This is a genomic window from Halomicrobium sp. HArcel3 (assembly GCF_058933135.1).
The window spans coordinates 274,753-299,540 of record NZ_JBZYDN010000002.1 but is presented as its reverse complement, the minus strand read 5'-3'; the positions used below and the strand labels follow the sequence as shown (position 1 = coordinate 299,540).

General features: G+C 68.5%; 20 protein-coding genes. 17 read left to right on the top strand and 3 right to left on the bottom strand.

Annotated features, from left to right (window positions below; translation table 11 throughout):
• The first annotated feature begins 147 nt into the window (after nt 1-147).
• The 9 genes from AC5FRV_RS07270 (at nt 148) to AC5FRV_RS07230 (ending at nt 8,779) form a co-directional block, all read left to right on the top strand.
• Nucleotides 148-864 carry a hypothetical protein gene (locus tag AC5FRV_RS07270; protein WP_493560437.1) on the top strand — a complete coding sequence of 239 codons (717 nt, stop codon included), beginning with the start codon at nt 148-150 and terminating at the stop codon, nt 862-864.
• A gap of 82 nt (nt 865-946) precedes the next feature.
• A complete protein-coding gene (locus AC5FRV_RS07265; RefSeq protein ID WP_493560436.1) occupies nt 947-2,116 on the top strand; it encodes an inorganic phosphate transporter in 1,170 nt (389 codons plus the stop codon).
• Nucleotides 2,117-2,354: 238 nt separating this feature from the next.
• Nucleotides 2,355-2,543 (top strand): hypothetical protein, encoded by a 189-nt coding sequence (locus tag AC5FRV_RS07260; protein WP_493560435.1) that lies wholly within the window; start codon nt 2,355-2,357, stop codon nt 2,541-2,543.
• A gap of 131 nt (nt 2,544-2,674) precedes the next feature.
• Nucleotides 2,675-3,877 (top strand): inorganic phosphate transporter, encoded by a 1,203-nt coding sequence (locus AC5FRV_RS07255; RefSeq protein ID WP_493560434.1) that lies wholly within the window; start codon nt 2,675-2,677, stop codon nt 3,875-3,877.
• Between the two features lie 178 nt (nt 3,878-4,055).
• On the top strand, nt 4,056-4,445 hold the full coding sequence (gene fer / locus AC5FRV_RS07250) for a ferredoxin Fer (RefSeq protein WP_493560433.1): 390 nt from the start codon (nt 4,056-4,058) through the stop codon (nt 4,443-4,445).
• Between the two features lie 169 nt (nt 4,446-4,614).
• Nucleotides 4,615-5,946: an MFS transporter gene (locus tag AC5FRV_RS07245; RefSeq protein WP_493560432.1), complete on the top strand. Its 1,332-nt coding sequence runs from the start codon at nt 4,615-4,617 to the stop codon at nt 5,944-5,946.
• A gap of 273 nt (nt 5,947-6,219) precedes the next feature.
• On the top strand, nt 6,220-7,218 hold the full coding sequence (locus AC5FRV_RS07240) for an A24 family peptidase (protein WP_493560431.1): 999 nt from the start codon (nt 6,220-6,222) through the stop codon (nt 7,216-7,218).
• A gap of 63 nt (nt 7,219-7,281) precedes the next feature.
• The gene (gene hisI, locus AC5FRV_RS07235) at nt 7,282-7,665 is read left to right on the top strand and encodes a phosphoribosyl-AMP cyclohydrolase (RefSeq protein WP_493560430.1); all 384 of its coding nucleotides are present in this window, start codon (nt 7,282-7,284) and stop codon (nt 7,663-7,665) included.
• Nucleotides 7,666-7,669: 4 nt separating this feature from the next.
• Nucleotides 7,670-8,779, top strand: coding sequence for a DUF7118 family protein (locus AC5FRV_RS07230; protein WP_493560429.1), 1,110 nt, complete (start codon nt 7,670-7,672; stop codon nt 8,777-8,779).
• Nucleotides 8,780-8,791: 12 nt separating this feature from the next.
• On the opposite strand, the gene AC5FRV_RS07225 is transcribed toward AC5FRV_RS07230, so the two are convergent.
• Entirely contained in the window at nt 8,792-9,073 is a 282-nt protein-coding gene (locus AC5FRV_RS07225) for a hypothetical protein (RefSeq protein WP_493560428.1), read from the bottom strand.
• A gap of 116 nt (nt 9,074-9,189) precedes the next feature.
• Here AC5FRV_RS07225 and AC5FRV_RS07220 point away from each other — a divergent pair, with 116 nt between their 5' ends.
• Entirely contained in the window at nt 9,190-9,543 is a 354-nt protein-coding gene (locus AC5FRV_RS07220; RefSeq protein WP_493560427.1) for a winged helix-turn-helix domain-containing protein, read from the top strand.
• Here the strand turns inward: AC5FRV_RS07220 and glmM are convergent.
• Nucleotides 9,540-10,898 carry a phosphoglucosamine mutase gene (gene glmM / locus AC5FRV_RS07215; protein WP_493560426.1) on the bottom strand — a complete coding sequence of 453 codons (1,359 nt, stop codon included), beginning with the start codon at nt 10,896-10,898 and terminating at the stop codon, nt 9,540-9,542. The genes AC5FRV_RS07220 and glmM overlap by 4 nt on opposite strands.
• Before the next feature lie 236 nt (nt 10,899-11,134).
• On the opposite strand from glmM, the gene AC5FRV_RS07210 reads away from it, so the two are divergent.
• The 4 genes from AC5FRV_RS07210 to AC5FRV_RS07195 all read left to right on the top strand — a co-directional run bounded on the left by AC5FRV_RS07210 (nt 11,135) and on the right by AC5FRV_RS07195 (nt 17,241).
• Nucleotides 11,135-11,743: a TetR/AcrR family transcriptional regulator gene (locus tag AC5FRV_RS07210; RefSeq protein ID WP_493560425.1), complete on the top strand. Its 609-nt coding sequence runs from the start codon at nt 11,135-11,137 to the stop codon at nt 11,741-11,743.
• On the top strand, nt 11,740-13,206 hold the full coding sequence (locus tag AC5FRV_RS07205; protein WP_493560424.1) for an MATE family efflux transporter: 1,467 nt from the start codon (nt 11,740-11,742) through the stop codon (nt 13,204-13,206). Before AC5FRV_RS07210 ends, AC5FRV_RS07205 begins: the two co-directional genes overlap by 4 nt.
• 202 nt (nt 13,207-13,408) lie before the next feature.
• Nucleotides 13,409-15,292, top strand: coding sequence for an ABC transporter ATP-binding protein (locus AC5FRV_RS07200; RefSeq protein ID WP_493560423.1), 1,884 nt, complete (start codon nt 13,409-13,411; stop codon nt 15,290-15,292).
• The gene (locus AC5FRV_RS07195) at nt 15,289-17,241 is read left to right on the top strand and encodes an ABC transporter ATP-binding protein (protein ID WP_493560422.1); all 1,953 of its coding nucleotides are present in this window, start codon (nt 15,289-15,291) and stop codon (nt 17,239-17,241) included. The genes AC5FRV_RS07200 and AC5FRV_RS07195 overlap by 4 nt, the downstream gene beginning before the upstream one ends.
• Nucleotides 17,242-17,302: 61 nt before the next feature.
• Here the strand turns inward: AC5FRV_RS07195 and AC5FRV_RS07190 are convergent, their stop codons facing one another.
• Complete coding sequence (locus AC5FRV_RS07190; RefSeq protein WP_493560421.1) at nt 17,303-23,185, bottom strand: PAS domain S-box protein; 5,883 nt, start codon at nt 23,183-23,185, stop codon at nt 17,303-17,305.
• Nucleotides 23,186-23,421: 236 nt separating this feature from the next.
• Here AC5FRV_RS07190 and AC5FRV_RS07185 point away from each other — a divergent pair, with 236 nt between their 5' ends.
• The 3 genes from AC5FRV_RS07185 (at nt 23,422) to AC5FRV_RS07175 (ending at nt 24,714) form a co-directional block, all read left to right on the top strand.
• A complete protein-coding gene (locus tag AC5FRV_RS07185; protein ID WP_493560420.1) occupies nt 23,422-23,691 on the top strand; it encodes a HalOD1 output domain-containing protein in 270 nt (89 codons plus the stop codon).
• Nucleotides 23,688-23,843, top strand: coding sequence for a hypothetical protein (locus AC5FRV_RS07180; RefSeq protein WP_493560419.1), 156 nt, complete (start codon nt 23,688-23,690; stop codon nt 23,841-23,843). Before AC5FRV_RS07185 ends, AC5FRV_RS07180 begins: the two co-directional genes overlap by 4 nt.
• A 73-nt stretch (nt 23,844-23,916) precedes the next feature.
• A complete protein-coding gene (locus AC5FRV_RS07175; protein ID WP_493560418.1) occupies nt 23,917-24,714 on the top strand; it encodes a PAS domain-containing protein in 798 nt (265 codons plus the stop codon).
• Nucleotides 24,715-24,788: the final 74 nt, after the last annotated feature.

The window sequence follows — 24,788 nt, the reverse complement described above, 5'->3', positions numbered from 1 at the left end:
TCAGCGAGGAGCGCAGTGCGGTTCGCAGTAGCCGAGCGCCCGGGGGCTTTCTTGTTGTCGTTAGAACCAGCGGTCGCGCTGATATACCAGCGTACAACTAGTCTCTCGCCCCGAAGCCTTATCCGCGCCGTCCGTCATTCCCCGGCAATGACTGCGGACTCACCCATGTCGCGGCTCGAGCGGACCATGGTCGGCCGGGAGAAGTCGACCTATCGCCAGTTCGTCAGGGCCATCACGGTCGTCACCATCGCGCTGGTGCTGGCCTGGCTGCTCACTCGCTTCGGCGTGGCGGGCCTCGACACCGACCTGGCGCCGCTGTTCGCCACCGCCGCCGGGGTCGCCGTCGCGGCCTACGTCGTGATGGGGATGGTCCAGTTCGTCGTGCTCGCTCGCGCGTACGACCGCGGCGCGACGGAGGTGGCCCAGACCGCCGAGGAACTCGAGGAGGCGGCCGACACCGTCGCGAAGACGGCCGACGAGCTCGACGAGACCGTCGAGACCGTGGAGAAGGCCGCCGAACAGGTCGACGAGGCCGCCGGCCAGGTCGACCAGAGCGCGGAGACGGTCGAGGAAGTCGTCGAGCAGGCCGACGAGGTCGCCGCCGACCCCGACAAGGCAGTCGAGGCGAGCGAGCAGGTGAAAGAGGCCACCGAGCAGGTCGACGAGGTGACCGAACAGGTCGACCAGGCCGTCGAGCAGGCCAGCGAGGCAAAGCAGAAGACCGACGAGGCCAAGGAGACGGCCGATTCGGTCAAGGAGACCGTCGAGAAAGAGAAAGAACACCTGCCCCAGGCCGAGAAGGGCGACGAAAGCGACGAAACGGACGGTGGGACGGACGACGAAAGCGGTGCGGGCGGGCGATAGACGGCCGCGCTAAGGACTCCCCGGCCCGCCGGACTTCTCCAGATGTCGACAGCATTTAACCGAGCCACGGCGTTGCCCGTGTATGGTCGAAGTGCTTCTCGTCGTCGGTCTTCTCGTCGCGGTGTTCGTCGGGTTCAACATCGGTGGATCGTCGACGGGCGTCGCGTTCGGCCCCGCGGTCGGGAGCGACATCATCTCGAAGACGGCCGCTGCTGCCCTGATGACCGGGTTCGCGCTGCTGGGCGGGGCGACCGTGGGGACGCGCGTCATCGAGACGATGGGCGGCGACATCGTCCCCCAGGCCGAGTTCACGCTGGCGGCCAGCGTCACGGTCCTCTTCTTCGTCGGCCTCGCACTGCTGATCTCGAACCTCTTCGGCGTCCCCGCCTCGACGTCGATGACCGCCGTCGGCGCCATCGCCGGTCTCGGCGTCGCCTCCGGCACGATAAACTGGGAGGTGATGGGGCAGATCGTCACCTGGTGGCTCGTCGCGCCCATCACGGCGTTCTGGGTGTGTGCGATGATCGGCCGCTACCTCTATCCCCACCTCGAAGCCCGGTTCGCGATCGAATCGCCGGGCGAGGAGAAGTCGGTGCGCGAGCGGGTCGGCGGGATACTCGTCGTCGCCATCGCCTGTTACATGGCCTTCGCGGCCGGCGCGTCGAACGTCGCCAACGCCGTCGCCCCGCTGGTCGGAAGCGGCGATCTCGGCCTCTACCCGGGGGTCGCGCTCGCCGGTGGAGCCATCGGTCTCGGCGCGTTCACCATCGCTCGCCGGACGCTGGACACGGTGGGCAGCGGCCTCACCCAGCTCCCGATACTGGCGTCGCTCATCGTCGAGATCGTGAGCGCGAGTATCATCACCGGGCTCTCCCAGATCGGCATCCCGGCGAGCCTGGCCGTCTCCGCGACGATGTGTATCGTCGGCCTCGGCTGGGGCCGGGCCACGCGGACGACGCGCCTCGCCGACGCCGCGGGGGCCGCTGTCACCGGGAAAGCGGCCGTGGGGAGCGGTGACGGGGGCGGCGTCTCCGTCAACGCCATCGCGGCTGACGACGGCACCGATGCCACCGCCAACGGCGGCACCAGAGACGTGGCACCGATCGGCGAGGAGGACCCGGACGACGTCGCCACCGCGGCCGACCTGTTCGACCCGGACGCGACCGGGCGGGTCGTGATGCTGTGGATCCTCACCCCCACCATCGCCGCGACGGCGTCGTTCCTCGTCTTCGAGTACCTCCCCGTCTTCTGAACCGGCGCCGCCCTCGCCGGCCCGCGGGCAGACGCTCTCATCTCCCCAGGAGACCGCCGTGTGTCGCCCTCTCAAACCTGAAGCAAATTTAATATATCGGCACTCACAGGTCGGAGTACCATGCCAGACGTGACTCCCTGACCGCGAGCCCGTCGTGGTGGTGCCGTCGAGACTACCGTGGCAGGGCTCCCCGTTCGCGAGTACAGTCCGCCGACCGTCTACACGTACTTCCCTGCCAATGAGAGACACACGCAATCCGCACGAACCGCCACCGCCACCGCCGCCGATAACGCCGCCTCGTCTGCTGGCCATCACCGCAGGCATCGCGGCGCTTCCGGCGATACTGTTCGCGATCGAACACCCGACCGCTACCGCCACCGCGCTCCTGTTGTTCGGCGCGGTCGCGACGGCCGTCAGGCTGGAGTGACCGCCGCCAGCGGTCGGCGCCCCGTTCCACCCCACCGTTGCTCCGGGCTCTCGCCCCCCTCTCGTTCGGGGCCGCCGCCTCACCGAGTCCGCTGTCGGTAGCCTTTAACCGCCGCTGGCCGAGCATCCGGTATGGTCGAGGTCCTCTTCCTGTTCGGCCTTCTCGTCGCCGTGTTCGTCGGCTTCAACATCGGTGGATCGTCGACGGGCGTCGCCTTCGGGCCCGCGGTCGGTGCCGGCACGGTGTCGAAGTTCGGCGCCGCCGCGCTGATGACTGTGTTCGCGCTCGCCGGCGGTCACTTCGTCGGTCGCGAAGTCGTCGAGACCCTGGGAAGCGGCCTCGTCGACTCGGAGTTCACGATGGTCGTCAGCATCGTCGTGCTGTTCTTCATCGGCTTCGCGCTGTTCCTCTCGAACATCGTCGGAGTCCCGGCCTCCACGTCGATGACTGCCGTGGGCGCGATGGCCGGACTCGGCATCGCCCAGGGGACGCTGAACTGGGACCAGATGGGCCGCATCGTCGCCTGGTGGCTCGTCTCTCCCATCCTGGCGTTCTGGGTCAGCGGCGTCATCGGCCGCTACTTCTACCCCGCGCTGGTCGAGCGGTTCGCCATCCCCCAGTCCGAGGGGTCGCTGGTCGTACTCGACCGGTCGGGTACCGTCCCGCGGCCCGTGCTCGGCGAGAATACGAACCGGCGGGAGTTCGTCGGGACCGTCCTCGTCGTCGGAATCGGCTGTTACATGGCGTTCTCGGCGGGGGCCTCGAACATCGCCAACGCGGTCGCGCCGCTGGTGGGTAACGAATCGTTAGAGATGACGCCGGCCATCCTGCTGGGCGGCGGGGCCATCGGGCTGGGCGCGTTCACCATCGCCCGCCGGACGATGGACACCGTCGGCAACGACCTGACCGACCTGCCGCTGCTGGCCGCGCTGCTCGTCGCCGTCGTCAGTTCCACCATCGTCACGTTCCTCTCGGCGCTGGGCGTCCCGGCGAGTTTCGTCATCATCGCCACCATGAGCATCGTCGGTCTCGGCTGGGGGCGGGCGACCCGGACGACGACCATCTCCCAGACCGTCCGCGGCGAGGTGCCGGGCGCCTCGCCCGGCGCGCTCAAGGCCGACGCCGAGGACGCGCCGACCGTCGGCGGCGGGCAGTCGACGCCGACGCCGGGCGAACGAGCGCCCATCGGCGACGAAGCACGCGAGGACATCCCCAAGTCCTCGGACCTGTTCGAACCCGAGGCCACCGCCCGGATCATCCTGCTCCAGAACATCGTCCCGATGGTCGCGACGATCGCCGCGTTTCTGGTCTTCCGGTTCACCCCGATAGCGTGAGGCGATCACCGGCACGCTCGCCCCCGGTAGTGGGTGTGAGTATCTACCACTCTCGTGCCAGCCAGGTTGTCACCCGCGGTAGCGAAACGGGGCCTGGGTTACGATAGAGAGGATATTTTCCGCTTTCGCTTGAACGAACAGCAAAGTCTAACAGTAGGGCGGGCGAACTGGTCTACTGATGCCCACGGTAGAATACCTAAACTACGAAGTAGTCGACGATCAGGGCTGGGACATGTACGACGACGACGTCTTCGGCGAGGCCGCCGATATGGACCTCGACGGCGAGGACTACGGTACCCTCGACGTCAACGAAGGCGAGTACATCCTCGAGGCCGCCGAGGCACAGGGCTACGACTGGCCCTTCTCCTGTCGCGCCGGTGCCTGCGCGAACTGCGCAGCCATCGTCCTCGAAGGCGACATCGACATGGACATGCAGCAGATCCTCTCCGACGAGGAGGTCGAAGAGAAGAACGTCCGCCTGACCTGCATCGGGTCGGCCGCGGAGGACGAGGTCAAGATCGTCTACAACGCCAAGCACCTCGACTACCTGCAGAACCGCGTCATCTGAACGTCGACGTTCGACCACCGGTCGAGAGTCGGCGACCCAGGGTTGCACTCGGCAACTCTGCCGTTCTCGTGCGATCTTCTCGGAGCCGTTGCGCCGTCTGTGTCTCTCGCCAGTCCCGCGACTCCGTCGCCACGACAACGATTTAGTACGCGCGCGGGACACCCAGCATATGGCACAGGAACGGGCCGAGGCCGCGGGACCGATCGACGCCTTCCGGCAGTTCTTCGCCCTCCGGCGGGACGTCCTGGTCCTCTCGCTGGCGATGTTCGCCTTCAGCCTGGGGTTCCAGATGACCAGCCGGTTCCTGCCGGAGTACATGGTCGCGCTGGGCGCCTCGGGCTTCGTCGTCGGCCTGTTCGGCACCTTCGGCAACGTCATCTCGGCGGTGTTCCCCTACCCGGGCGGGGCCGTCTCGGACCGGATCGGGTCGCGTTACGCCCTGACGCTGTTCGGCCTGCTCTCGACGCTCGGCTTCGCGGTCTGGCTCGTGGCGCCCGGCGTCGGCGCGTTCGAGCTCGGCGGCGTCACCGTCGAACCGTGGATCTGGATCTTCGTCGGTCTCGTCCTCGCACAGGCCTGGAAGTCCTTCGGCCTCGGCGCCACCTTCGCCGTCGTCAAGCAGGCCACCGACCCCTCGCGGCTGGCGGCGGGCTTTGCCAGCACGGAGACGTTCCGCCGGACGGCGTTCCTGATAGGCCCGGTGCTGGCCGCCGTCCTCATCGGCTTCCACCCTGCGTTCACGGTGAGCTTCCAGTACGTCCTCGCCGTCGCCGTCCTGTTCGGGATTCTCGGCACCGTCGTCCAGCATCTCCTCTACGACGCCTCCTCGGACACCATCGGCAGCTCCTTCGAAGGGGTCGACCAGATTCGCCGTGACCTCCGGGACATGCCCGACGAACTCCGGCCGCTGCTCGTCGGCGACACGCTCGTCCGCTTCGCCAACGGGATGGTGTACGTCTTCTTCGTGCTCGTGGTCACCCAGTACCTCCAGGTGGGCCTGGACACCACCGTCTCGGTCGCGGGGTTCTCCCAGGCCCTCGACCTCTCGCCGGCGGCCTTCTTCGGCTATCTCCTCGGCGTCGAGATGCTCGTCGCCCTGCTGGTGATGGCCCCAGCCGCCAAGGCCGCCGAGCGGGTCGGGCTCAAACCCGTCGTCGCGCTGGGCTTCGCCGTCTACGCCATCTTCCCAGTCGTCCTCATCAACGCACCCGCCAGCGCACCCGCGATGGTCCTCGTCTTCGCCTTCTCGGGCCTCCGGTTCGCCGGCCTGCCCTCCCACAAGGCGCTCATCGTGGGTCCGGCCGAGCAGGACGCGGGCGGCCGCGTCACCGGGACGTACTACCTCCTTCGCAACACCGTGGTCATCCCCAGCGCCGCCCTCGGCGGCTACCTCTGGGAGTTCGTCACCCCCGAAGTCGCCTTCACCGTCGCCGCCGCCATCGGCCTCCTCGGAGCGGGCTACTTCCTCGTCTTCGGCGAGGAGTTCGAGGCCTACGAGTAGCGCCGACGCCGCTTTCGACGTGCTAAGACTGGTATACAGCCGGCATGGGTGGGACTGAAAGGGGCGGCCGTCTGGACGACGGCGGACGCCGCAAGCACCGCAGGAACGAACGCAGTGAGTGACGAGGAGCACAGCAAGTCCCCCGAGTCCAGACGGCCGGGGCTTTCAAGTTGTTCGTGGTTTTGGCCGTTGCAGTTTTCAGGTGACATACACCAACACACCATTCACGAGAGCGCCGCAAACGCTATACCGGACCGGTCGCTTCACCGAATCGTGCTCGCATCGACGCCCGACCTCCTCCGACTCGTCGCCGTCCCGGTCCTGGGGTGGGCCGCCTGGCGCGACGTGAAGACCCGCCGGGTCCCCAACCGGACCTGGAAACCGCTGGCCGTCCTGGCCGTCGTCCTCCTGCTCTGGGAGGGCGCCGGTGCGTGGGCGACCGGCGACCGGCTGTTCTTCCTGCAGGTGGCAATCAGCGTCGGGTTCATCGTGCCGCTGTCGACGGCGTTCTGGTACGTGGGGAGTTTCGGCGGTGCCGACGCCAAGGCGTTCTACGTCGTCGCCATCCTGTTCCCGGTCTACCCCGTGTTCTACCTGCCGTGGGCGGCGCTGCCGCTCGAACCGACGCCGGTCGGCGTCTTCTCGCTGACCATCCTCTCCAACACGGTGGTCGTCGGCGCGGCCTACCCGCTGGCGGTCGCGCTGGGGAACCTCCTCCGGGGCCACGTCGGCTGGCCGATGCTCATCGGCAAGCCCGTCGCCTGGGACCGGGCGACCGACGAGTACGGCATGCTCCTGGAGACGCCCGATGGGTTCACCCGCGGCGGTCTGGACCTCGACGCGCTCCGGATGTACCTCCAGTGGCGCGGCGAGTCGCTGGCGTCGCTCCGCGAGGACCCGGAGCGACTCCGCCATCCCGACAGTCTCCCCAGGGTCCCCAACGCGCCGGGTGACGGCGGGATGGCCACCGACGGCGGCGTGCCCGTCGACGGGACGGCCGCGCCGGACGACGGTGAGAGAGGCGCTGCTCCCCCCACACCACCAGCCGAGGACCCCTGGGGCGCCCAGGCCTTCCTCGACGACATCGACCACTCGGCCTACGGCACCTCGCCGGCGCAACTGCGCGAGGGCCTGGAGGTGCTCACAACCGCCGACGAGGTGTGGATATCGCCGGGCATCCCCTTCATCGTCCCCATGTTCTTCGGGTTACTCCTCTCGCTCACCTACGGCGACGTGCTGTTCACCGTCGTCGCGGCCCTCGGATTCGCGTAGGGAGTCCGCCGCTCGAACGCCGCGAGCAGAAAGCCTATCCGGGCCACGCGCCTCCGCTCGTCCATGAGCGACGCCGCCGAGACCGCCGAGCCCGACCTGGCCTTCGACGAGCAGGAGCTGCTGCCCGCGGTGGCACAGGACGCCGACAGCGGCGAGGTGCTGATGCTCGCGTACGTCACCGAGGAGGCCCTCGACCGGACCCGCGAGACGGGGTTCGCCCACTACTACTCGCGCAGCCGCGACGAACTCTGGAAGAAGGGCGGCTCCAGCGGCCACACCCAGGAAATCGATGAGGTCCGCGTCGACTGCGACGGCGACGCGATCCTCTACCTCGTCGACCAGGAAGGCGGCGCCTGCCACACCGGTTACGAGTCCTGCTTCTACCGCACCGTCGACGGCGAAACGGTCGGCGAGCGCGTCTTCGACCCGGACGAGGTGTACGAGTAGGCCGATGGCGGACCCGGTCGCCCGCCTCGAACGCGCGGACGCGGACCGGCGGGACGCCAGGGAGCGGATCGAATCCGTCGGTGAGGGCGACCTACGCGACCTCCGCGAGGCGGTCGCGGACCTGCGGGAGATCCTCACCACCTACGAGGACCGGGCCGTCCGCGACGAGGACTTCGCGGCCTTCATCGAGTTCCAGGACCGCATCGGCCACTTCACGAACGACCTCCCGGAGGACCTGCCCGAGCGCGAGACCTTCGAGGCGATAGACGACCTGCTCCAGCAGCGCCGCCTCGTCGAGAGCGACTTCGAGAGCGCCAGAGAGCGACTGAACGAGGCCGAGTCCGCGCTGGCACCACTGGAAGCCTGGGAGGATGCCATCGACCGCTACCGCGAGGCCCGCCGCGCCGTCGGCCGCCGACTCGACGAGGTCCGCGACGAAATCGCCGAGCGGGAACGCCTCCAGCGCCTCGGCGAGGCCGACCTGGACGCGCCCGTCGAACGCCTTCGGGACCCTATCGAGACGTACGACGCGAACGTACGGGAGGCGTTTACCTCGTTCAGATCCGACTCGTCTGCCCGCGAGGTGCTCGACTTCCTGGCGACGACGACCAACTTCCCGCTCGTCCCCTTCGAGCGGCCGCCCGACGACCTCCAGGAGTTCGTCCGGGCCCACGAGGCCGGCACCGAGTCGATCCCCCAGTTGCTGGAGTACGCGGGCTTCTCGCGGTCGAAACTCGACCACTACGTCGACGACCCGGACGCGCTCAAGCGGGCCGTGGCGACCCAGCAGACCTACCTGGAGCGCCTCGACGCCGGCCCGCTCACCGTCGGCTGGCCCCCGCCGGAAGCCGACGTCCTGCGCTGGCAGTGCGACGAGCGCATCTCCGTCGTGGGACGGTTCGCGCCAGGGGTGGTTCCCGACTTGCGAGCGGTCCGCGAACTCACGCGACGCGAGGACTACGACCGGTTGCGGACCAGTGCACAGGCCCGCGACCAGTTGACCGACGGCGAGCGGGAGCGGCTCCGGAGCGGGGCCGTCGAGCAGGAGCTCGCGGAGTTACGCGAGGAACGCGAGCAGCTAGAAGCCGCGCTGGAAACGTATCCGGAACGGTGAATTTCTGCCCACTCAGTCGAATCCGAAGGGAACGTCGCCGTCGTTACGTTGCAGGTAGTCGACGGCGGCGTCCAGGCTCGTGAGCCGGACGTTGCTGCGATGACCGCCGCCGTACGCTTCGACTGGGCACTCGGGATCCGTGGCCATCTCTTCGAGAAGCCGCTCTGCCCTGCCTCGTTTGTCGGTCGCGACAGCCCACCCGACCACCGTCGTCACCTGTTTCTTGTGAGACCCGACGAGACGATTCCGGAGCATCGTGAAGACGAGTTTGTTCCTGACGGCCTGGTCGTCCATCGGTCCCCTCTGGTCCCGTCCCACTACTTGAACGCCCGTGTGTAGTTCTGAGACAACATCTGTGTTTTCACAGACGAACATTCAAGTGAGAGAAGGGAGAACGTCCGTGTATCCCCATGTCGGAACCAGTCTCCGAAGAAGCGGCCGCGGACGGAACCCCGCTCGTCGAACTGCTCGGTGGCGGCGCCCGCGTTCGCATCCTGAGCGTCTTCGTGGGCGATAGAGACCGCGACCTGAGCATCAGCGAGATCGCTCGCCAGGCCGGCGTCGCCCGGAGCACCGTCTACGACCACCTGGACGACTTCCTCGACCTCGGCGTCGTCGAGTTCACCAGGGAGACCGGCCCGAGCAAGCGCTACCAGTTCAACGCCGACAGCGACATCGCGGACTTCCTCTACAAACTCGACGGCACAGTATTATCGAAACTGCTGGCAAACCGGGACGACGTCGACTACGACGGGAACGACTAGTCCTGCACGCGCCCCAGTGCGTCGCCGAACATCGCCGCCAGTTCCTCCGCACGACTTTCGGTCCGAGCCTCGGCGTAGATACGGATCACCGGCTCGGTGCCGGAGGGGCGGGCCAGCACCCAGCCGTCGCCGTAGTCCAGGCGATAGCCGTCGGTCGTGTCCAGTTCGGCGACGGCGTCGCGGGCAGTGTCCTCGATGGCCCCGATCATCGCCGTCTCCTCGGCCTCGTCGGCGTAGCCGACGGCCTCGCGGACGTTGGCGTAGCCGTCGAACGCGCCGGCGACCTCGCTGGCCGGTCGCTCGGCGACCAGTTCGCAGAACTTCGCGGCGGTGTAGGCGCCGTCCCGGGCGATGCGGTAGTCGGGATAGATGACGCCGCCGTTGCCCTCGCCGGCGATGGCGACGCGCTCGCCGTCGGCCTGTAGCTCCCGGACCCGGGTGATGATGTTCGTGCTGCCGATGGCGGTCAGAGTGAGGTCGGCGTCGGCCGCCTCGACGACGTCGGCGACGCGCTGGGAGGCGTTGACCGCCGAGACGACCGCGTCGCCGGGCTCCACGGTGGCCTCGACCAGCGCGGCCAGCGCGGCGTCGCCGTTGACGAACTCGCCATCTTCGTCGACGAACGTCGCCCGGTCGGCGTCGCCGTCGTGGGCGACGCCCAGGTCCGCGTCGGTCGCTTTCACGTGTTCGGCCAGGTCGGCGAGGTTGGCGGCGACTGGCTCCGGGTCGCGACCGGGGAAGTGACCGTCGGGCTGGGCATTGACGGTGTGGACCGTACAGCCCAGTTCCCGGAAGAAGTCGGGGCTGGTGTGACAGCCGGCGCCGTGGCCGGGGTCGACGACGACGGTGAGGTCGGCGTCGGCGATGGCCACGCGGTCGACGGCGTCGAGGATCCCCTCGACGTAGGACTCGCCGACGCCGTCGACGTGTCGGGCGGCGCCGACGTCGGCCCAGGAGACCGGCGTCCACGCCTCGGCGTCGAGTCGCTCCTCGACGCTGTCGAGCGTCGTCCGGTCGAGTTCGACGCCGTCGGCGCCGACCAGCTTTACCCCGTTGTACGCGGGTGGGTTGTGCGAGGCGGTGATCATCAGTCCCGGTACCCCCTCCGCGGCGCAGTACGCCTGCAGCCCCGGCGTCGGCAGTTCGCCGAGCCGGTCGACGTCGAGGCCGACGCTGGCCAGGCCGCTGGCGGCCGCGTTCGCGAACAGCTGTCCCGTCGTCCGGGTGTCGCGCGCGAGCGCGGCGCGGTCGGCCTCCCACACCGTCCCCGCCGCCTGCGCGATCTGGAGGACGTACGACGGCGTCAACTCCTCGTTGGCGACTCCCCGGACGCCGCTCGACCCGAACACTTGCATCCAAGTGGGCATGTGGTGGCGAGTTGCTTAGTGGTACCGCTCGTATCACGACGTATCCGGCGGGCTCGTGGCATCTCGCTGACTTTCAGGGGAGCGGCCGGACGGTATCTCGCACGGATCTGGCAACCTCGAGACGGCGAGCAACCTCGAGACGGTCTCGACGAACGCGCGGCGACCCCACCGGCGCGGCCGACGACCGACGCCTATTTGTATACTGACCAGATAGTCAGTCGGTAATGGCTCCGGACGACTCGTCCAGGGAGGCGATCATGTCGGCCACGTTCGACGCCCTCTGTGAGCACGGCTACGCGAACCTCACGATGCAGTCCATCGCGGACGAGTTCGACAAGAGCAAGTCGCTCATCCACTACCATTACGACTCCAAGGACGACCTGCTGGCGGCGTTCATGGACCACCTGCTGGAGAACTTCGTCGAGATGGTCACCGGCTGCGGCGGCCAGGACCCGGTCGAGGAACTCCGCAGAATGGCCGATATCGTCGTCGTCGGTGCTGACGACGGCAACGACGCCAACGACTTTCACACGGCGCTACTCGGCCTGCGCGCCCAGGCGCCGTACGACGAGAAGCTACGCGACCAACTGGCGCGCAACGACGCGCGGATCCGCGAACTGATCGCCGACATCGTTCGCGACGGACAGGAGCAGGGACAGTTCGACGAGTCGGTCGACCCCGAGGAGTTCGCCGCGCTGTTTCGCTCGGCCATCGAGGGCGCCCAGGCACACGGCGTCGTCCTCGGTGACGCGGCACCCACTGACGAGGTGATGGCCGCCGTCGACGACCTGCTCGTGGACCGACTCCTCGTCGGCGAGGAGGGCGGCGAGTGAGCGAGGACCCGGACCGCGACCTGACCTCGGGGTCGCTGTGGCGCCCGCTGCTCGCCCTCTCGGCGCCCATCGTCGTCACGCAGCTCCTGCAGGTGCTGTACAACCTCGTCGACACCATCTGGGTCGGGCAACTGGGGAAGGACGCGGTGAGCGCGCTCTCCTTCTCCTGGCCGCCGGTGTTCGTCCTCATCTCGCTGGGCGGCGGCCTCACGCTGGCCGGGAGCGTCCTCGTCGCCCAGAACAAGGGCGCCGACAAGCTGGACCGGGTCAACGAGGTCGCCGGCCAGACGCTGGCGTTCGTCACGCTGTTCTCGCTCGTGCTCGGTGTCGTGGGGTACTTCATGACGCCGACGTTCCTCCGGCTCATCGGCGCCGAACCGGGTACCGACGTGTTCGCCTACTCCGTCGAGTACATGCGCGTCATCTTCGTCGGCGTCTGGTTCATGTTCGGCTTCTTCGTCTTCCAGTCGCTGTTGCGCGGCTGGGGCGACACGAAGACGCCGATGTACCTGATGGGCCTCAGCGTCGCCGTGAACATCGTCCTCGACCCGATCTTCATCTTCGGCTTCCGGGCTAACCCGCTGTTCGCGCTGGTGAACCTGGAATCGCTCCAGGCGTCGCTGTACGCCGCCACCGGCTTCACCGGCTACGGCGTCCAGGGTGCGGCCATCGCGACGATCATCTCGCGCTCGCTCGCGACGATTCCGGGCATCGCGCTCCTGTTCACCGGCCACCTGGGGCTCTCGCTGTCGCTGTCGGACCTGCGACTGGAACTGGAGACGATGAAGAAGATCGTCGAGATCGGGTACCCCGCCAGCATCGAACAGAGCTCCGGCGCACTATCCTACAGCGCGATGACGGCCATCGTCGCCATCGTCGGCCCGACCGCCGTGGCGTCGTTCGGCATCTCCTCGCGGATCAACTCGCTGGTGTTCCTGCTGGCGGTCGGCCTCGGGATGGGCGTCGAGACCGCCGTCGGCCAGAACCTCGGTGCCGAGCGGGCCGAGCGGGCCCGGCGCGTCGTCTTCATGGCCGTCGGGATGCTCGTCTCCGTCTATCTCGTCCTGACGCTGGTCGCCGTCACCTACGCCGAGCCCATCGTCTCGGTGTTCATCGACGGGGAGGGCGCCGCCGAGGTGGTCGCCATCGGCGTGCGGTTCCTCTACATCGTCGCGCCGACGTGGGGGCTGATGGGCGTCTTCCACGTCATCAAGGGCTGTTTCAACGGCGCCGGCTCCACCCGCGCGGCGATGATCTTCTCGGTCACGGCCGTCTGGGGACTGCAGGTGATCCCTGCGTACGTCCTCCTCCGGTGGTTCGAGATGGGCACCGACGGGGCCTGGTGGGCCATCGCCCTGATGCACGTCGGCGCAGCGCTGCTCGTGACGGCGTGGTTCGCCAGGGACACCTGGTCGGACAGGGTCGTCGACGAAGACGACCTGGCGGCGACGCCGGCCGATTGACGAACTCGCATCTACCGATGTTTCACTGCTCTCACGCCCGTCGATCTAGGTTGACCCCGCGCAGTCGCGGGACGGGGTCGTACGCCTGTGGTACGCACACCCACAGAAATCACAGGGCTCCGGAACGACACGTCCCGTCCGTCGTCTGCGAATCGCCGTCCACTCCCGAGCCTTTCGACCACCGCAGTTCGCGAGGAAACACGTGACTGATCCAGAGACCACCCCCGTCGACGGCGACCCGCTCGGCCACCTGATCCGGCGGTACGCCCGCCCGCACAGCCTCCGGTTCGTCCTCGGCGGGGCCGGGATGGGCCTCTCCCAGATACCCGGGCGAGTCCCGGCGTTGCTCGTCGGGGTCGCGCTGGACGCCATCTTCCTCGAGAGCACGCCCTACTCGCTGCCGCTCGTCCCCGACGCGTTGATCCCGGAGGAGCAAGCGGGGCAGGTCGCCTTCACCATCACGTTGCTCGCGGTGGCGTTCGTCGCCGAGGCGGTGCTGAGCTGGCTCGGCGGCCGTATCTCCGGGACGGCGACCTACCGGACACTCCACGACGTCCGCGTGGACACGTTCGACGCGCTCGTGGGCCACGAGATGGGCTACTTCGACGACCGCCAGACGGGGGACCTGATGAGCGTCCTCAACAACGACGTGGGGAACCTCCGGAAGTTCGGCGACGCCTCCTTCCGCGGCCTGCGATTTCTCCTCCAGGTGGTCGTCTCCTTCGCCTTCATGGCGCTGCTCCACTGGCAACTGGCGATACTGCTCGCGCTCATGCCGCTCGTCCTCGCTGGCCTGAGCTACTGGTACGCCGTCCGTGTCGAGCCCCGCTACGACGCCGTCCGGGCGACCATCGGGACCGTCAACTCCCGGCTGGAGGACTCCATCGACGGCATCACGACGGTCAAGGCCTTCGGCACCGAAGACGACGAGCGCGACGCGATCCAGGACGTCTCCGCCCGGTACCGCGACGACAAGTGGGACGTCATCCGCCTGCGGCTGGCGTACAACCTGAGCACCTGGTTGCTCGCGTCGCTGGTGTTCATCGGCGTGTTCGCCGCCGGCGCGCTCGTCGTGATGGGCGACGCCCCCGCCTTCGTCGACCCCCTCTCGGCCGGGACGCTGGTCACCTTCCTCTTCTACGGGAAGTCCTTCTACGCCCCCATCCGCCAGCTCATGCTCGAAGTGCTCGACAGCTACGAGAACGCGCTGGCCTCCAGCAAGCGGGTCGTCGCGGTGCTCGAACGGACGAACGCGCTCGACACCGACGACGAGGACGGCGAGCTATCGGTCAGCGAGGCCCGCCTCGACTACGACGAGGTCGCCTTCGCCTACGACGGCGCGGAAGAAGCGACCGTCGAAGACGTCGACGTCACCGCCGAGCCCGGCGACCTGATCGGTATCGTCGGCCCGACCGGCGCTGGCAAGTCCACCATCGTCAAGCTCCTGTTCCGCTTCTACGACCCCAGCGAGGGGACCGTCCGCATCGACGGGACGGATATCTCGACAGTTTCGCGGCGCAGCCTCCGCCGTCACCTGGGCTACGTCTCCCAGGACCCGTTCCTCTTCTACGGGACGGTACGGGAGAACGTCGCCTACGCCGTCGCGGACGCCACCGACGAGGACGTCGTCGCGGCCGCGAAACTCGCCGGCGCCCACGAGTTCGTCACCGACCTGGCCGAGGGGTACGACACCCACGTCGGCGAGCGTGGCGGCCGCCTCTCCGGCGGCCAGCGCCAGCGCATCGCCATCGCGCGGGCCATCATGCGCGAGCCGGACGTCCTCGTCCTCGACGAGGCGACGAGCCACGTCGACAACGAGACCGAACGCCAGATCCAGGCCAGCGTCGACGCGCTGGGGGCCGAACAGACGACCATCGCCATCGCCCACCGCCTCTCCACGGTCAGGGACGCCGACCAGATCATCGTCCTCGACGACGGCCGGATCCGGGAGGCGGGCACCCACGACGAACTCGTGGCCGAGGACGGGCTGTACGCCGACCTCTGGCGCGTCCAGGTCGGTGAGACGGACGCCCTCTCCGATTCGTTCCTCGACAGAGTGAGCGAGGGCGAGGAGGTGGTTCGATGAGCGAAGCGAGCGACGACGGTGACGGGGAGACGTCGAATGCAACGCGCGACGACACCCCGGACAACGTCGCCGACGCGGCGGTCGACCGGTGGCCGCTGTACCGGCTCGTCGCCGAGAGCGGCCGCGAGAACGCCCTCTTCGTCGTCGTCGGGATTCTGGGCAGCGGACTGGCCCAGGTGCTCGCGACGGCGGACATGTTCGTCATCGGCATCGCCTTCGACGCGATGTTCAACGGGCAGCCCTACGACCTGCCGCTCCTGCCGACGGGCGTCGTCCCGGGCGACGAGCCCGCGAGGATGCTCGCGTTCACCGCGGCGCTGCTGGTGGGGCTGAAGGTGGCCGACGTGAGCCTCGCCATCACGGGCCAGTACTGCTGGAACCTGCTGGCCCAGCGCATCCAGCACGCCGTCCGCGTCGACGCCTTCGACACCGTCCAGCGCCTGGGGATGGGCTTTTTCGACGGTCAGCAGACGGGCGACGTCATGAGCGTGCTCAACAACGACGTCAACCGGCTGGAGGAGTTCCTCACCAACGGCCCGCAGATGACCGTCTACGCGACGGTGGTGACCCTCTCCTCGTTCGGCTACATGGCCCTGCTGAACTGGCGTCTCGCGCTCGTCGCCGTCGCGCTCGCCCCCGTCGTCGCCGTCGCCAACTGGTGGTTCGGCCGTCGCCACGAACGCCGCCACGACGTGGTCCGCGCGGAGACCGGCAAGCTCAACGCCGCCCTGGAGACGGCCATCAGCGGCGTCCCCGTCGTCAAGGCCTACGGCGGCGAGCGCCACGAGACCGACCGCGTCGCCGACCGGTCGCGGGTCCACCGCGGCGCCATCTGGCGCTCGCACGTCACCCGCTCGCGCCACGAACCGGCGCTCCGCCTGCTGGCCGGGATGGCGTTCCTGCTCACCTTCGTCGTCGGCACCCAGTGGGTGCTCGACGACCGCTTCTGGGTCCTCCAGGGCACGCTGACGGCCGGCGAACTCATCCCCTTCCTCTACTACACCCAGAACCTCGTCGGGCCGATGCGGGTCCTCGCCCGGGTGACGGGGTTCTACAAGGGCGCGAAGGCCGCCGCCAAGCGCGTCGTCGGCATCCAGCAGGTCGAACCGCCTCGCGAGGCCGAGGGCGTCGAACTCACCGACGTCGCGGGACGGGTCGAGTACGACGACGTCTCCTTCGGGTATCCCGGTACTGACGAAGAGGTGATCAGCGACGTGGCCATCGACGCCGCCCCCGGCGAGACCGTCGGCCTCGTCGGCGCGACCGGCGCGGGCAAGTCCACCCTCACGAAGCTCCTGCTGCGATTCTACGACCCAGACGAAGGCGCGGTTCGGCTGGACGGCCACGACGTCCGGGACGTCTCGCTCCCCGCGCTCCGGGACTCCATCGGCTACGTCGCCCAGGACCCGTTCCTCTTCACCGGCACCGTCCGGGAGAACATCGCCTATGGAGCCAGCGAGGTCGACCCGCAGGAGACCTCGGGACGAGCGAACGGGGACGAAGGACCCGTGAGCGACGACGTCTCGGACGCCGACGTCGTCGCCGCCGCGAAGCAGGCCGGCGCCCACGGATTCATCTCCTCGATGGACGCGGGCTACGAGACCGAGGTCGGTGAGCGCGGGACGAAGCTCTCGGGCGGCCAGCGCCAGCGCATCGCCCTGGCCCGCGTCCTGCTGACCGACCCGCCGCTGCTCGTCCTCGACGAGGCCACCAGCCAGGTCGACAACCGGACCGAAGTCCTGATCCAGCGCAGCCTCGCCGAGGTGACCGCCGACCGGACGACTATCGTCGTCGCCCACCGGCTCTCGACGGTCCGCGACGCCGACCAGATCGTCGTGCTCGACGACGGCGAGATCGAGGAGGTCGGCACCCACGACGAACTCGTCGCCCGCGAGGGTGCCTACGCCGACCTCTGGAAGGTGCAGGTGGGCGAAGTCGGGGCGGACTAAGCCGCAGTGCGGTCACCGAACCGGCCTCGATTCGAGTGATGAAAACGAACAGGGACCCCACCTACGCCGCCACGAGTTCCGGCGCCTCCTCGTCGAACAACTGGGCGAGCAGGCGCTGCTGGCCCAGGCGGAGGTGCCGGTTCACCGTCGGCTGGGTGACGTCGAGCATCTCCGCGACCTCCTCGCCGGTGCTCTGGCGGGGCCACTCGAAGAAGCCGGCGAAGTAGGCCGTCCGGAGTACCTCCAGCTGTCGGTCGGTCAGCTCGCCCAGTAGCGACGAGAGGAGCTGCTGGCGGGTCCCCATGCCTCGCTCGACGTTGCGCCGGGCGGCGAGTTCGACGGAGGGGAACTCCTCGCGGAGCGTCTCGACGAACTCGCGGACGTCCGTCGACGTCGGCAGGTCGACGACGGCTTCCATGCCGGTCGCCGTGGCGCGGATGGACCGCGGCGAGGCGCCCTGGTCCACCAGCGCCGACGGGAGGACCGCCCCGGAGACGGTGACCTCGAACAGGCACCGGCCGTCGTCGCTCTCGCTCACGAGTCGGCACTCGGTGACGGCGTAGAGGCCCTCGAGGACGTCGGCGACGGCGTCGGCGGCCGCGCCGGTGGTGGCGAAGAACAGCTGGGTCTCGTCGGCCGACCGGGTCGAGATGCCCTCGTACTCGACGTCGCAGTCGGCGTCGCGGGCGACCCGCGCCAGTACGCCGGTGGGGTCCTCGAACTGGAGCGTCAGCTCGACGACGGTGTCGGCGTGGAGCGCCTCGCGGGCCGAGACGGCGTTGATGGCGTTGGCGATGGACCGCCCGAGTTCGGCGAACACCGTCCGTTCGAGGTCGCCGAAGGTGTCCGGCTCGCCGGCGTAGACGGTGAGGGCGCCGTGGCTGTACTCGTCGACGGCGAGGGGAACGCTGATCACCGAGTGGAAGTCGTTCGCGAGGGCACCCCGGCGCCAGGCGTCCTCGCGAAGCCGGTCGACGACGTTGCCGACGACCGTCGCCTCGCCGGAGCGGGCGGTCGCCAGCGATGGCTCGGCCGAGCCTTCCAGGTCGTCCAGCGCGAGCGTGTCGAGGTAGGTCTGGCCGGACCCCGCCCACGTCCGGGGGACGAGTTCGTCACCGTCGCCGTCGAACCCACCGATCCAGGCGAAGGCGACGTCGTCGGACTCGACCAGGCGGTCGCAGACGGCCGACTCCACCTCCTCGCGGCTGGTGGCGCCGACGAGCGACTGGTCGACCCGGCGGATGATGTCGTTTATCTGGATCTGTCGGCGGAGTCGCTGGTTCTGTGCTTCGAGTTCCGCGTCGCGCTTCCTGAGGTCGGCCTCGCTGGCCAGGCGGTCGAAGGCGGCCTCCGTCGTCGCCACGAGCGTCTCGGCCAGCCGGCGGGTGTCGTCGTCGATGCGGGGGCCGTCGGTCGCCACGACGAACACGCCGTGGTCGCCCATCGGGACGAGCAGGCCGCCGTCGACGGACTCGCCGAACACCCGCGACTGGCGGGCGGTCTCGGCGTCGTCGAACACCACGCGCTCTCCCGTCGCGAAGCAGTTCCAGACGGCCGCGTCGTCGCCGACGCCGACGGCCGGCGCCCCGTCGGAGAGCGTCTCGAACGCGTCGGTGTAGGCCGCCGGGACCAGCCGGTTCGACGCGTCGTCGATGGTGTAGACGGCGACGCCCGGGACGTCGAACAGCGACGCCGCCGTCTCGACGACCAGGTCGGCGACCTCCGTCTCGGACTCGGTGTGGAGCAGGTCTCTGGTGGCGTCGTGGAGCGACTGCAGGGCCAGTTCGCGCTCCTTCTGCCTGGTGATGTTCTGGAACGCCCCGCGGAGCTTGACAGTCTCCCCGTCTTCTCGTATCGCCTTCCCGATGGTCCTGACCCACCGTTGCTCGCCGTCGGCGGCCTGGATCCGCGCCTCCTCGTCGTACCTCCCGCCGGCCTGGACGATGGTCTCGACCGCGTCGCGGATACGGTCCCTGTCCTCGGGGTGGTAGAACTCGAAGGCCTCCTCGACGGTCAGGTCCGCCCCCGGCTGGAGGCCGTGGATGTGGTACAGTTCGTCGGTCCAGGTCAGCCCGTACGGCTCGCTGGTCACGTCCACCTCCCACCCGCCGACCGCGGCGAGTTGCTGGGCCTGTGCGAGCATGTCCTTCGTCCGTTCGAGTTCCCGCTGGCGCTCCTTACGCCTGGAGATGTCCTCGCTGACGCCGAGATTGCCGACGATGGTTCCGTCGGCGTCGCGCAGCGGCGCGGCGGAGAGACTCAACTCGATTCGCTCCCCGTCCCTGGTCTGGCGGAGGACTTCGGCGCCCCGGACTGTCTCACCGCCGGCGAGGCGACGCAGGATGTCGGCGTGTTCCTCGGCCCGCTCGGCCGGGACGATCGGCATCGGTTCGCCGAGAATCTCGTCTTCGCGCCAGCCGAAGATTCGCTCGGCCGCCGGGTTCCACAGCGTGACGGTCCCGTCCGTGTCGAGGGCGACGATGGCGTCCGGCGAGGCGTCGATGACGGCGTTGAGCCGTTCGTTCGTCTCCTGGAGTTCGCGCTCGCGCTCCTTGCGTTCGGTGATGTCCTCGATGTACCCCACGACCTCGCTGATGTCCCCCGCCGCGTCGTACACCGGTCCCGTCGACAGCGAGACGTCGATCCGCTCGCCGCCTTTCGTCACCCGTTCGAGTTCGACCTGCGAGATGGCCTCGCCGTCGAGAACGCGCTGGCGGACCGGGTCCGGGTCGTCGTCGTCGCCGTCGGGGATCGCCGGGTACGGTTCTCCCAGCACCTCCTCGGCGGACCACCCGAATATCTGCTCCATCGCGTCGTTCCAGAGCGTGACGACGCCATCGGGAGTGGTTCCGACGACGCCGACCGGTGACGTCTCGATGAACTTCTGCATCCGGTTCTTGGTCGCCCGTAGCTCCCGTTCTCGCTCTTTCTGTTCGGTGATGTCCTGAATCGACCCGCGGAGTTTGACGACCTCGCCGTCCTCGTAGACCGCCTCGCCCAGCGCCCGCACCCACCGGTGCTGGTCCCCCTGCGACTGGATCCGGACCTCCATGTCGTAGCTCTCGCCGCGTTCGATGGCCGCCTGGAACCTCTCCTGGATGTACTCCCGGTCGTCGGGGTGGTAGAGGCCGACGGCCATCTCGACGTCGACCGCCGTGCCGGGTTCCACGCCGTGGATGTCGTACAGTTCGTCCGACCAGGTCATCTCCGGCGGGTCGGTGGTCAGGTCGAATTCCCACCCACCGATGCGGGCGATCCGTCCCGCCTGTTCGAGGAGGTCCGTGGTCCGTTCGAGTTCGCTCTCCCGTTCCTTCCGCTCGGTGACGTCCTGGAACGCTCCCCGGTACTTGACGAGCTCGCCGTCCTCGTAGATCGCGTCGGCCAGCGTGTGTATCCAGCGTACCTCCCCGTCGTCGGTGATCATCCGTGCCTCGAAGTCAGTGGCCGGCCCCCCCGAGAAGATCGTCTCGAGGTTCTCGCCGACCCGGTCCTGGTCGTCCGGGTGATACTTGGCGACGATCTCGTCGAAGTCTATCTCGTCGCCCGGCTCCATGTCGTGGAGCCGGTACATCTCTTCGGTCCACCTCGGTTCCGGCGGGTCGGTCGTCACGTCGAGTTCCCACCCGCCGATGTCCGCCATCTCCTGGACGCGCTGGAGCAGGCCGGTCGTCCGTTCGAGTTTCCGTTCGTACGTTCGCTGTCTGGTGACGTCGATGACGACGCCCTCGATCGCCTCGACCGAGCCGTCGTCGGCGTAGACGCCGCGCCCCTGTTCCTTGACCCAGCGCCGCTCCCCGTCGGCGGTGTCGATGGGATACAGCAAGAAGAACGGCTCCCGTTCCTCGACCGCCGCCTCGATTTCGGCGGCGATCGCCTCGTTCCGGTCGGCGATCACGTCCTCGTCCCAGTTCACCTCGCCACTCTCCAGCACCGCTGGGTCGTAGCCGGTGATGTCGCGGACCCCCTCGCTGACGAACTCGGTCCGCCACGGCGGGGCCGCCTCGGACCGGTAGACGTACCCGGGAACGTTGTCGATAAGCCGCGAGAGCTGCCGTTCCTTCTCCTTGCGCTCGCTGATGTTCCGGCCGATCCCGGCGATCACGTCGTTCCCGTCAGGGTCCGTCAGCGGCGCCGCGACGAACTCGAGCGGGATCGAATCGCCCTCTTTCGTCCGGTAGTCGACTTCGAGCGGGTCGCCCACGCGGTTCTCGATGTCGGCCAGCGCGGCCGTGATCCGGTCGGCTTCGTCCTCGGCGAAGAAGTCCCGGACGTTCATCCCGGCTATCTCCTCGTCGTCGTACCCGGTCACCTCGGTGAGGCTCCGGTTCCACCGTTTGAGCTCCCAGTCCTCGTCGACGAGGTAGAACACGTCGTCGATGGCGTCGAGGACGTCCTCCGTGTACTCCCGGTACCGTTCGAGACGGTGCTCCCGCTCGCGCAACTGCCGCTCGCGCTCCTTGCGCTCGGTGACGTCGTTGTATATCCCGAGCATCCGCCGGTGGCCGTCCTCGTCGTACACGACGCGGCCGCGGGCGTTGACCCAGATCCATCGACCCTCCTCGTGGCGTAGCCTGAACTCCGTCTGAAACAGTTCGCCGCTCTCGAGAGCGCGATGGACCGCCGCGTCGGTTCGTGACACGTCGTCCGGGTGAACCCGCCGTTCGAAGGCGTCGTACGTCCCCTCGAAGGTGCCCGGTTCGAGCCCCAGCATCCGCTCGAACGTCTCGCTCCAGTCGACTTCGTCCGTCTCCAGGTTCCAGTCGTAGACGCCGGTTTTCGTCCCTTCCAGTGCGAGTTCGAGTATCCGTTTCGTCTCGCGGAGTTCCGACTCGCGCTGCTTCTGTTCGGTGATGTGCAGTGTGATGCCGATGAGCCCACGGACCTCGTCGTCGTCGTCACGCCAGGGCACCTTCGAGGTGAGGAGCCACTCCTCCTCGTCGGGCTCGAACTCGACTTTCTCCGTGATCGGCTCTCCCTCCTCGATCACCCGGCGGTCGTCCTCGTAGCTCTCCGCGGCGAGTTCGTTGGCGAATATCTCCGTGTCGGTCTTTCCGCGGAACCACTCCTCGTCGTCGGGGAACTGGTCGTCGATGTACGGGAAGCTCGTGCGAACGTATCTCGCCTCCTCGTCCTTGACGTAGAGGCTGACGGGGATCTGTTCGAACAGCGAGTTCAGCAGGCTCGCCTGGCGCTCCAGTTCGCGTTCGTGATCCGTGCGCTCGGTGACGTCACGGCCGATTGCCGCGACGACCGGATTCCCGTCGGCGTCTTCGAGCGCCGAGGCGACGAACTCGTAGGGGGTCCGCTCCCCGTCGACCGCGGCGAGTGGCGCCTCGATTCGCACGCTGCCCGTCTCGGAGGCAGCCCGTATCGCCCCCTCGACCGTCCGGTGTTCGTCCGCCGGGAACCACTCCAGAACGTGGGTCGACTCCATCTCCGCGTCGTCGTATCCGAGCACGTCGGTGAGACGCTCGTTCCACCGCTGGGGGTAGCCGTCCTCGTCGATGACGGCGAACACGTCCTCGACGGCGTCGAGCGCTTCGTCGGTGGCGGCCGCGGGACGGTCGAGTTCGCGTCCGGCACCCCCGGTTCGTCGGTCGCTGCCCCCAGCACGGTCGGCCAGCGACCCGACGGCGTCGTACAGCCGGCCGATATCGTCCTCGCGGTCGCTCTCGAAGTCGACGTCCTCGCCGTCCTCGAAGCGCTCGATCCGGTCGAGGAGGTCGCCGACGGCGTCGTCGTCACCGCCCGCGACGGCGAGTCCCGCGAGTCCCACGAACACCGGGCCCGGACCGCCGAGGCCCCCGAATACTACCGGGTCGCCGAAGATGCCCACGGAGACGGCGACGCAGAACGCGACGGACAGGACGAACCACGCGTGAACCCGATTCCACCGGTGGAGCCACCGGTCGGTCGCGGGAACCACGCCCCATGATGCAGTCATATCGTGTCATTAGAGTTCGACACTCATTATACACGTCCATTCAGATGCATTTCAGAAAGACGGCTGCTCCCCGGAGCACTGCAGAGCCGCCGGAAGCACGGCGAGCCTGCCCCGTCGCGGCGGGTCGGGGCGGATGCGAATCGGCGGGAACACTATACACGTTACCCCTGTCGCCCGCCGTCGCAACGCATATTGCGGACAGCGAAATGACCAGTCTGCTCGTTTGTACGACTACAATGGAAGCCACTACCGCTGTGCGAGAGACCGACGCCGTCTGCGCAGACATCGTCCAGGCTATCGCCGACCACACCGAGACGGACCCCCTCGAGATGACGCCCCTCGCGACCGTCATCGACACCGACGCCCTCGAGGCGCTCGTCAGGACCGGGTCCGGCGTCCGTGTCACCTTTCAGTACGGCGACCACGCCGTCGACGTGGGAGCGAATGGAGTCGTCACGGTCGACGGCGAGGAGTACGTCTCCCCGTCGGTGGACGCAGGCCGATGACGACGGGCGAACGCCTCCCGAACGCCGACGGGGAGATCAGGGAAACCTACGAGGTCCACACCGACGGCGAGCACACGGTCGCGACCATCGCCGACCCGGAGAACGGCCACGCCTGGGTCCAGTCGGACCGCGTCCAGTCTATCGTCCCATGACACGACACAGACCAGGGTCTCGGCGGCACGAGCCGATGGTCCGTCGAGCACGACTCACCGTCACGTGATGGCCATGATAGAGTCAGGGTCTTCGCCGGCTGAACTCCTGCCGGGAGAGGAGCAGTCCGCCGCGCCGATTAGCGTCCTCGGCGTCGCCGCCGACCCCGACGGGGAGGAGGGGCTCGGCGAGCTGCTCGCCGGTGATTCCCTCGCCGATGCCGACCAGATCAGCGTCGCGACGGTCACGACGCCGGCGGCGGCACCGGCCCACGTCGACGCGGCGGACTGCGTCGTCGGCGGGCCCGACCTCTCCGACGCCGACCGCCTCGAACTGCTGGAGACGATACGGGACCGTGACCGGACCGTCCCGACTGTCCTCCTGGCGGCGAATCCTTCGCGAGCGGTCCGCGACGCCCTCGCCGAACTCGACTGGACCGAACGGCTCCGACCGGCGACCACCCGTAGCGAGTACGCGCACCTCGCCGACCGGATCCGTACCGTCGTGGGATACCGCCGGGCGACGGACCTTGCCCGCCGGTCGCTGGCCGCCCTCGCCCACGGCTCAGACGCCGTCGCCATCGTCACGCCGGACGGCACCGTCGAGTACGTCAACACCCTGTTCGCCCGCCAGTTCGGCGCGGCGCCGCCGGAACTCGTCGGTCGGCCGTGGCGCGCGCTGTTCCCCGATAGCGAGGTGGCCCGCCTGGCGGAGGACGCCTTCCCCAGCCTCGCGGACGGCTGGCGCTGGATCGGCGACTGCGAGCTTCGCCGGGCGGACGGCTCCACCTTCACCGCCCAGACGCGCATCGACGCCCTCGACGACGACAGCCTGGTGTTCACGGTCTCGGACCGGCCCGTCGACGAGAACTGATAGTAGTAGTTGTAAGCCCGTACCGGCGTCCGGCCGAACTGCGTGAGGCCGGGCTCGATAGACTCACTCCGTTC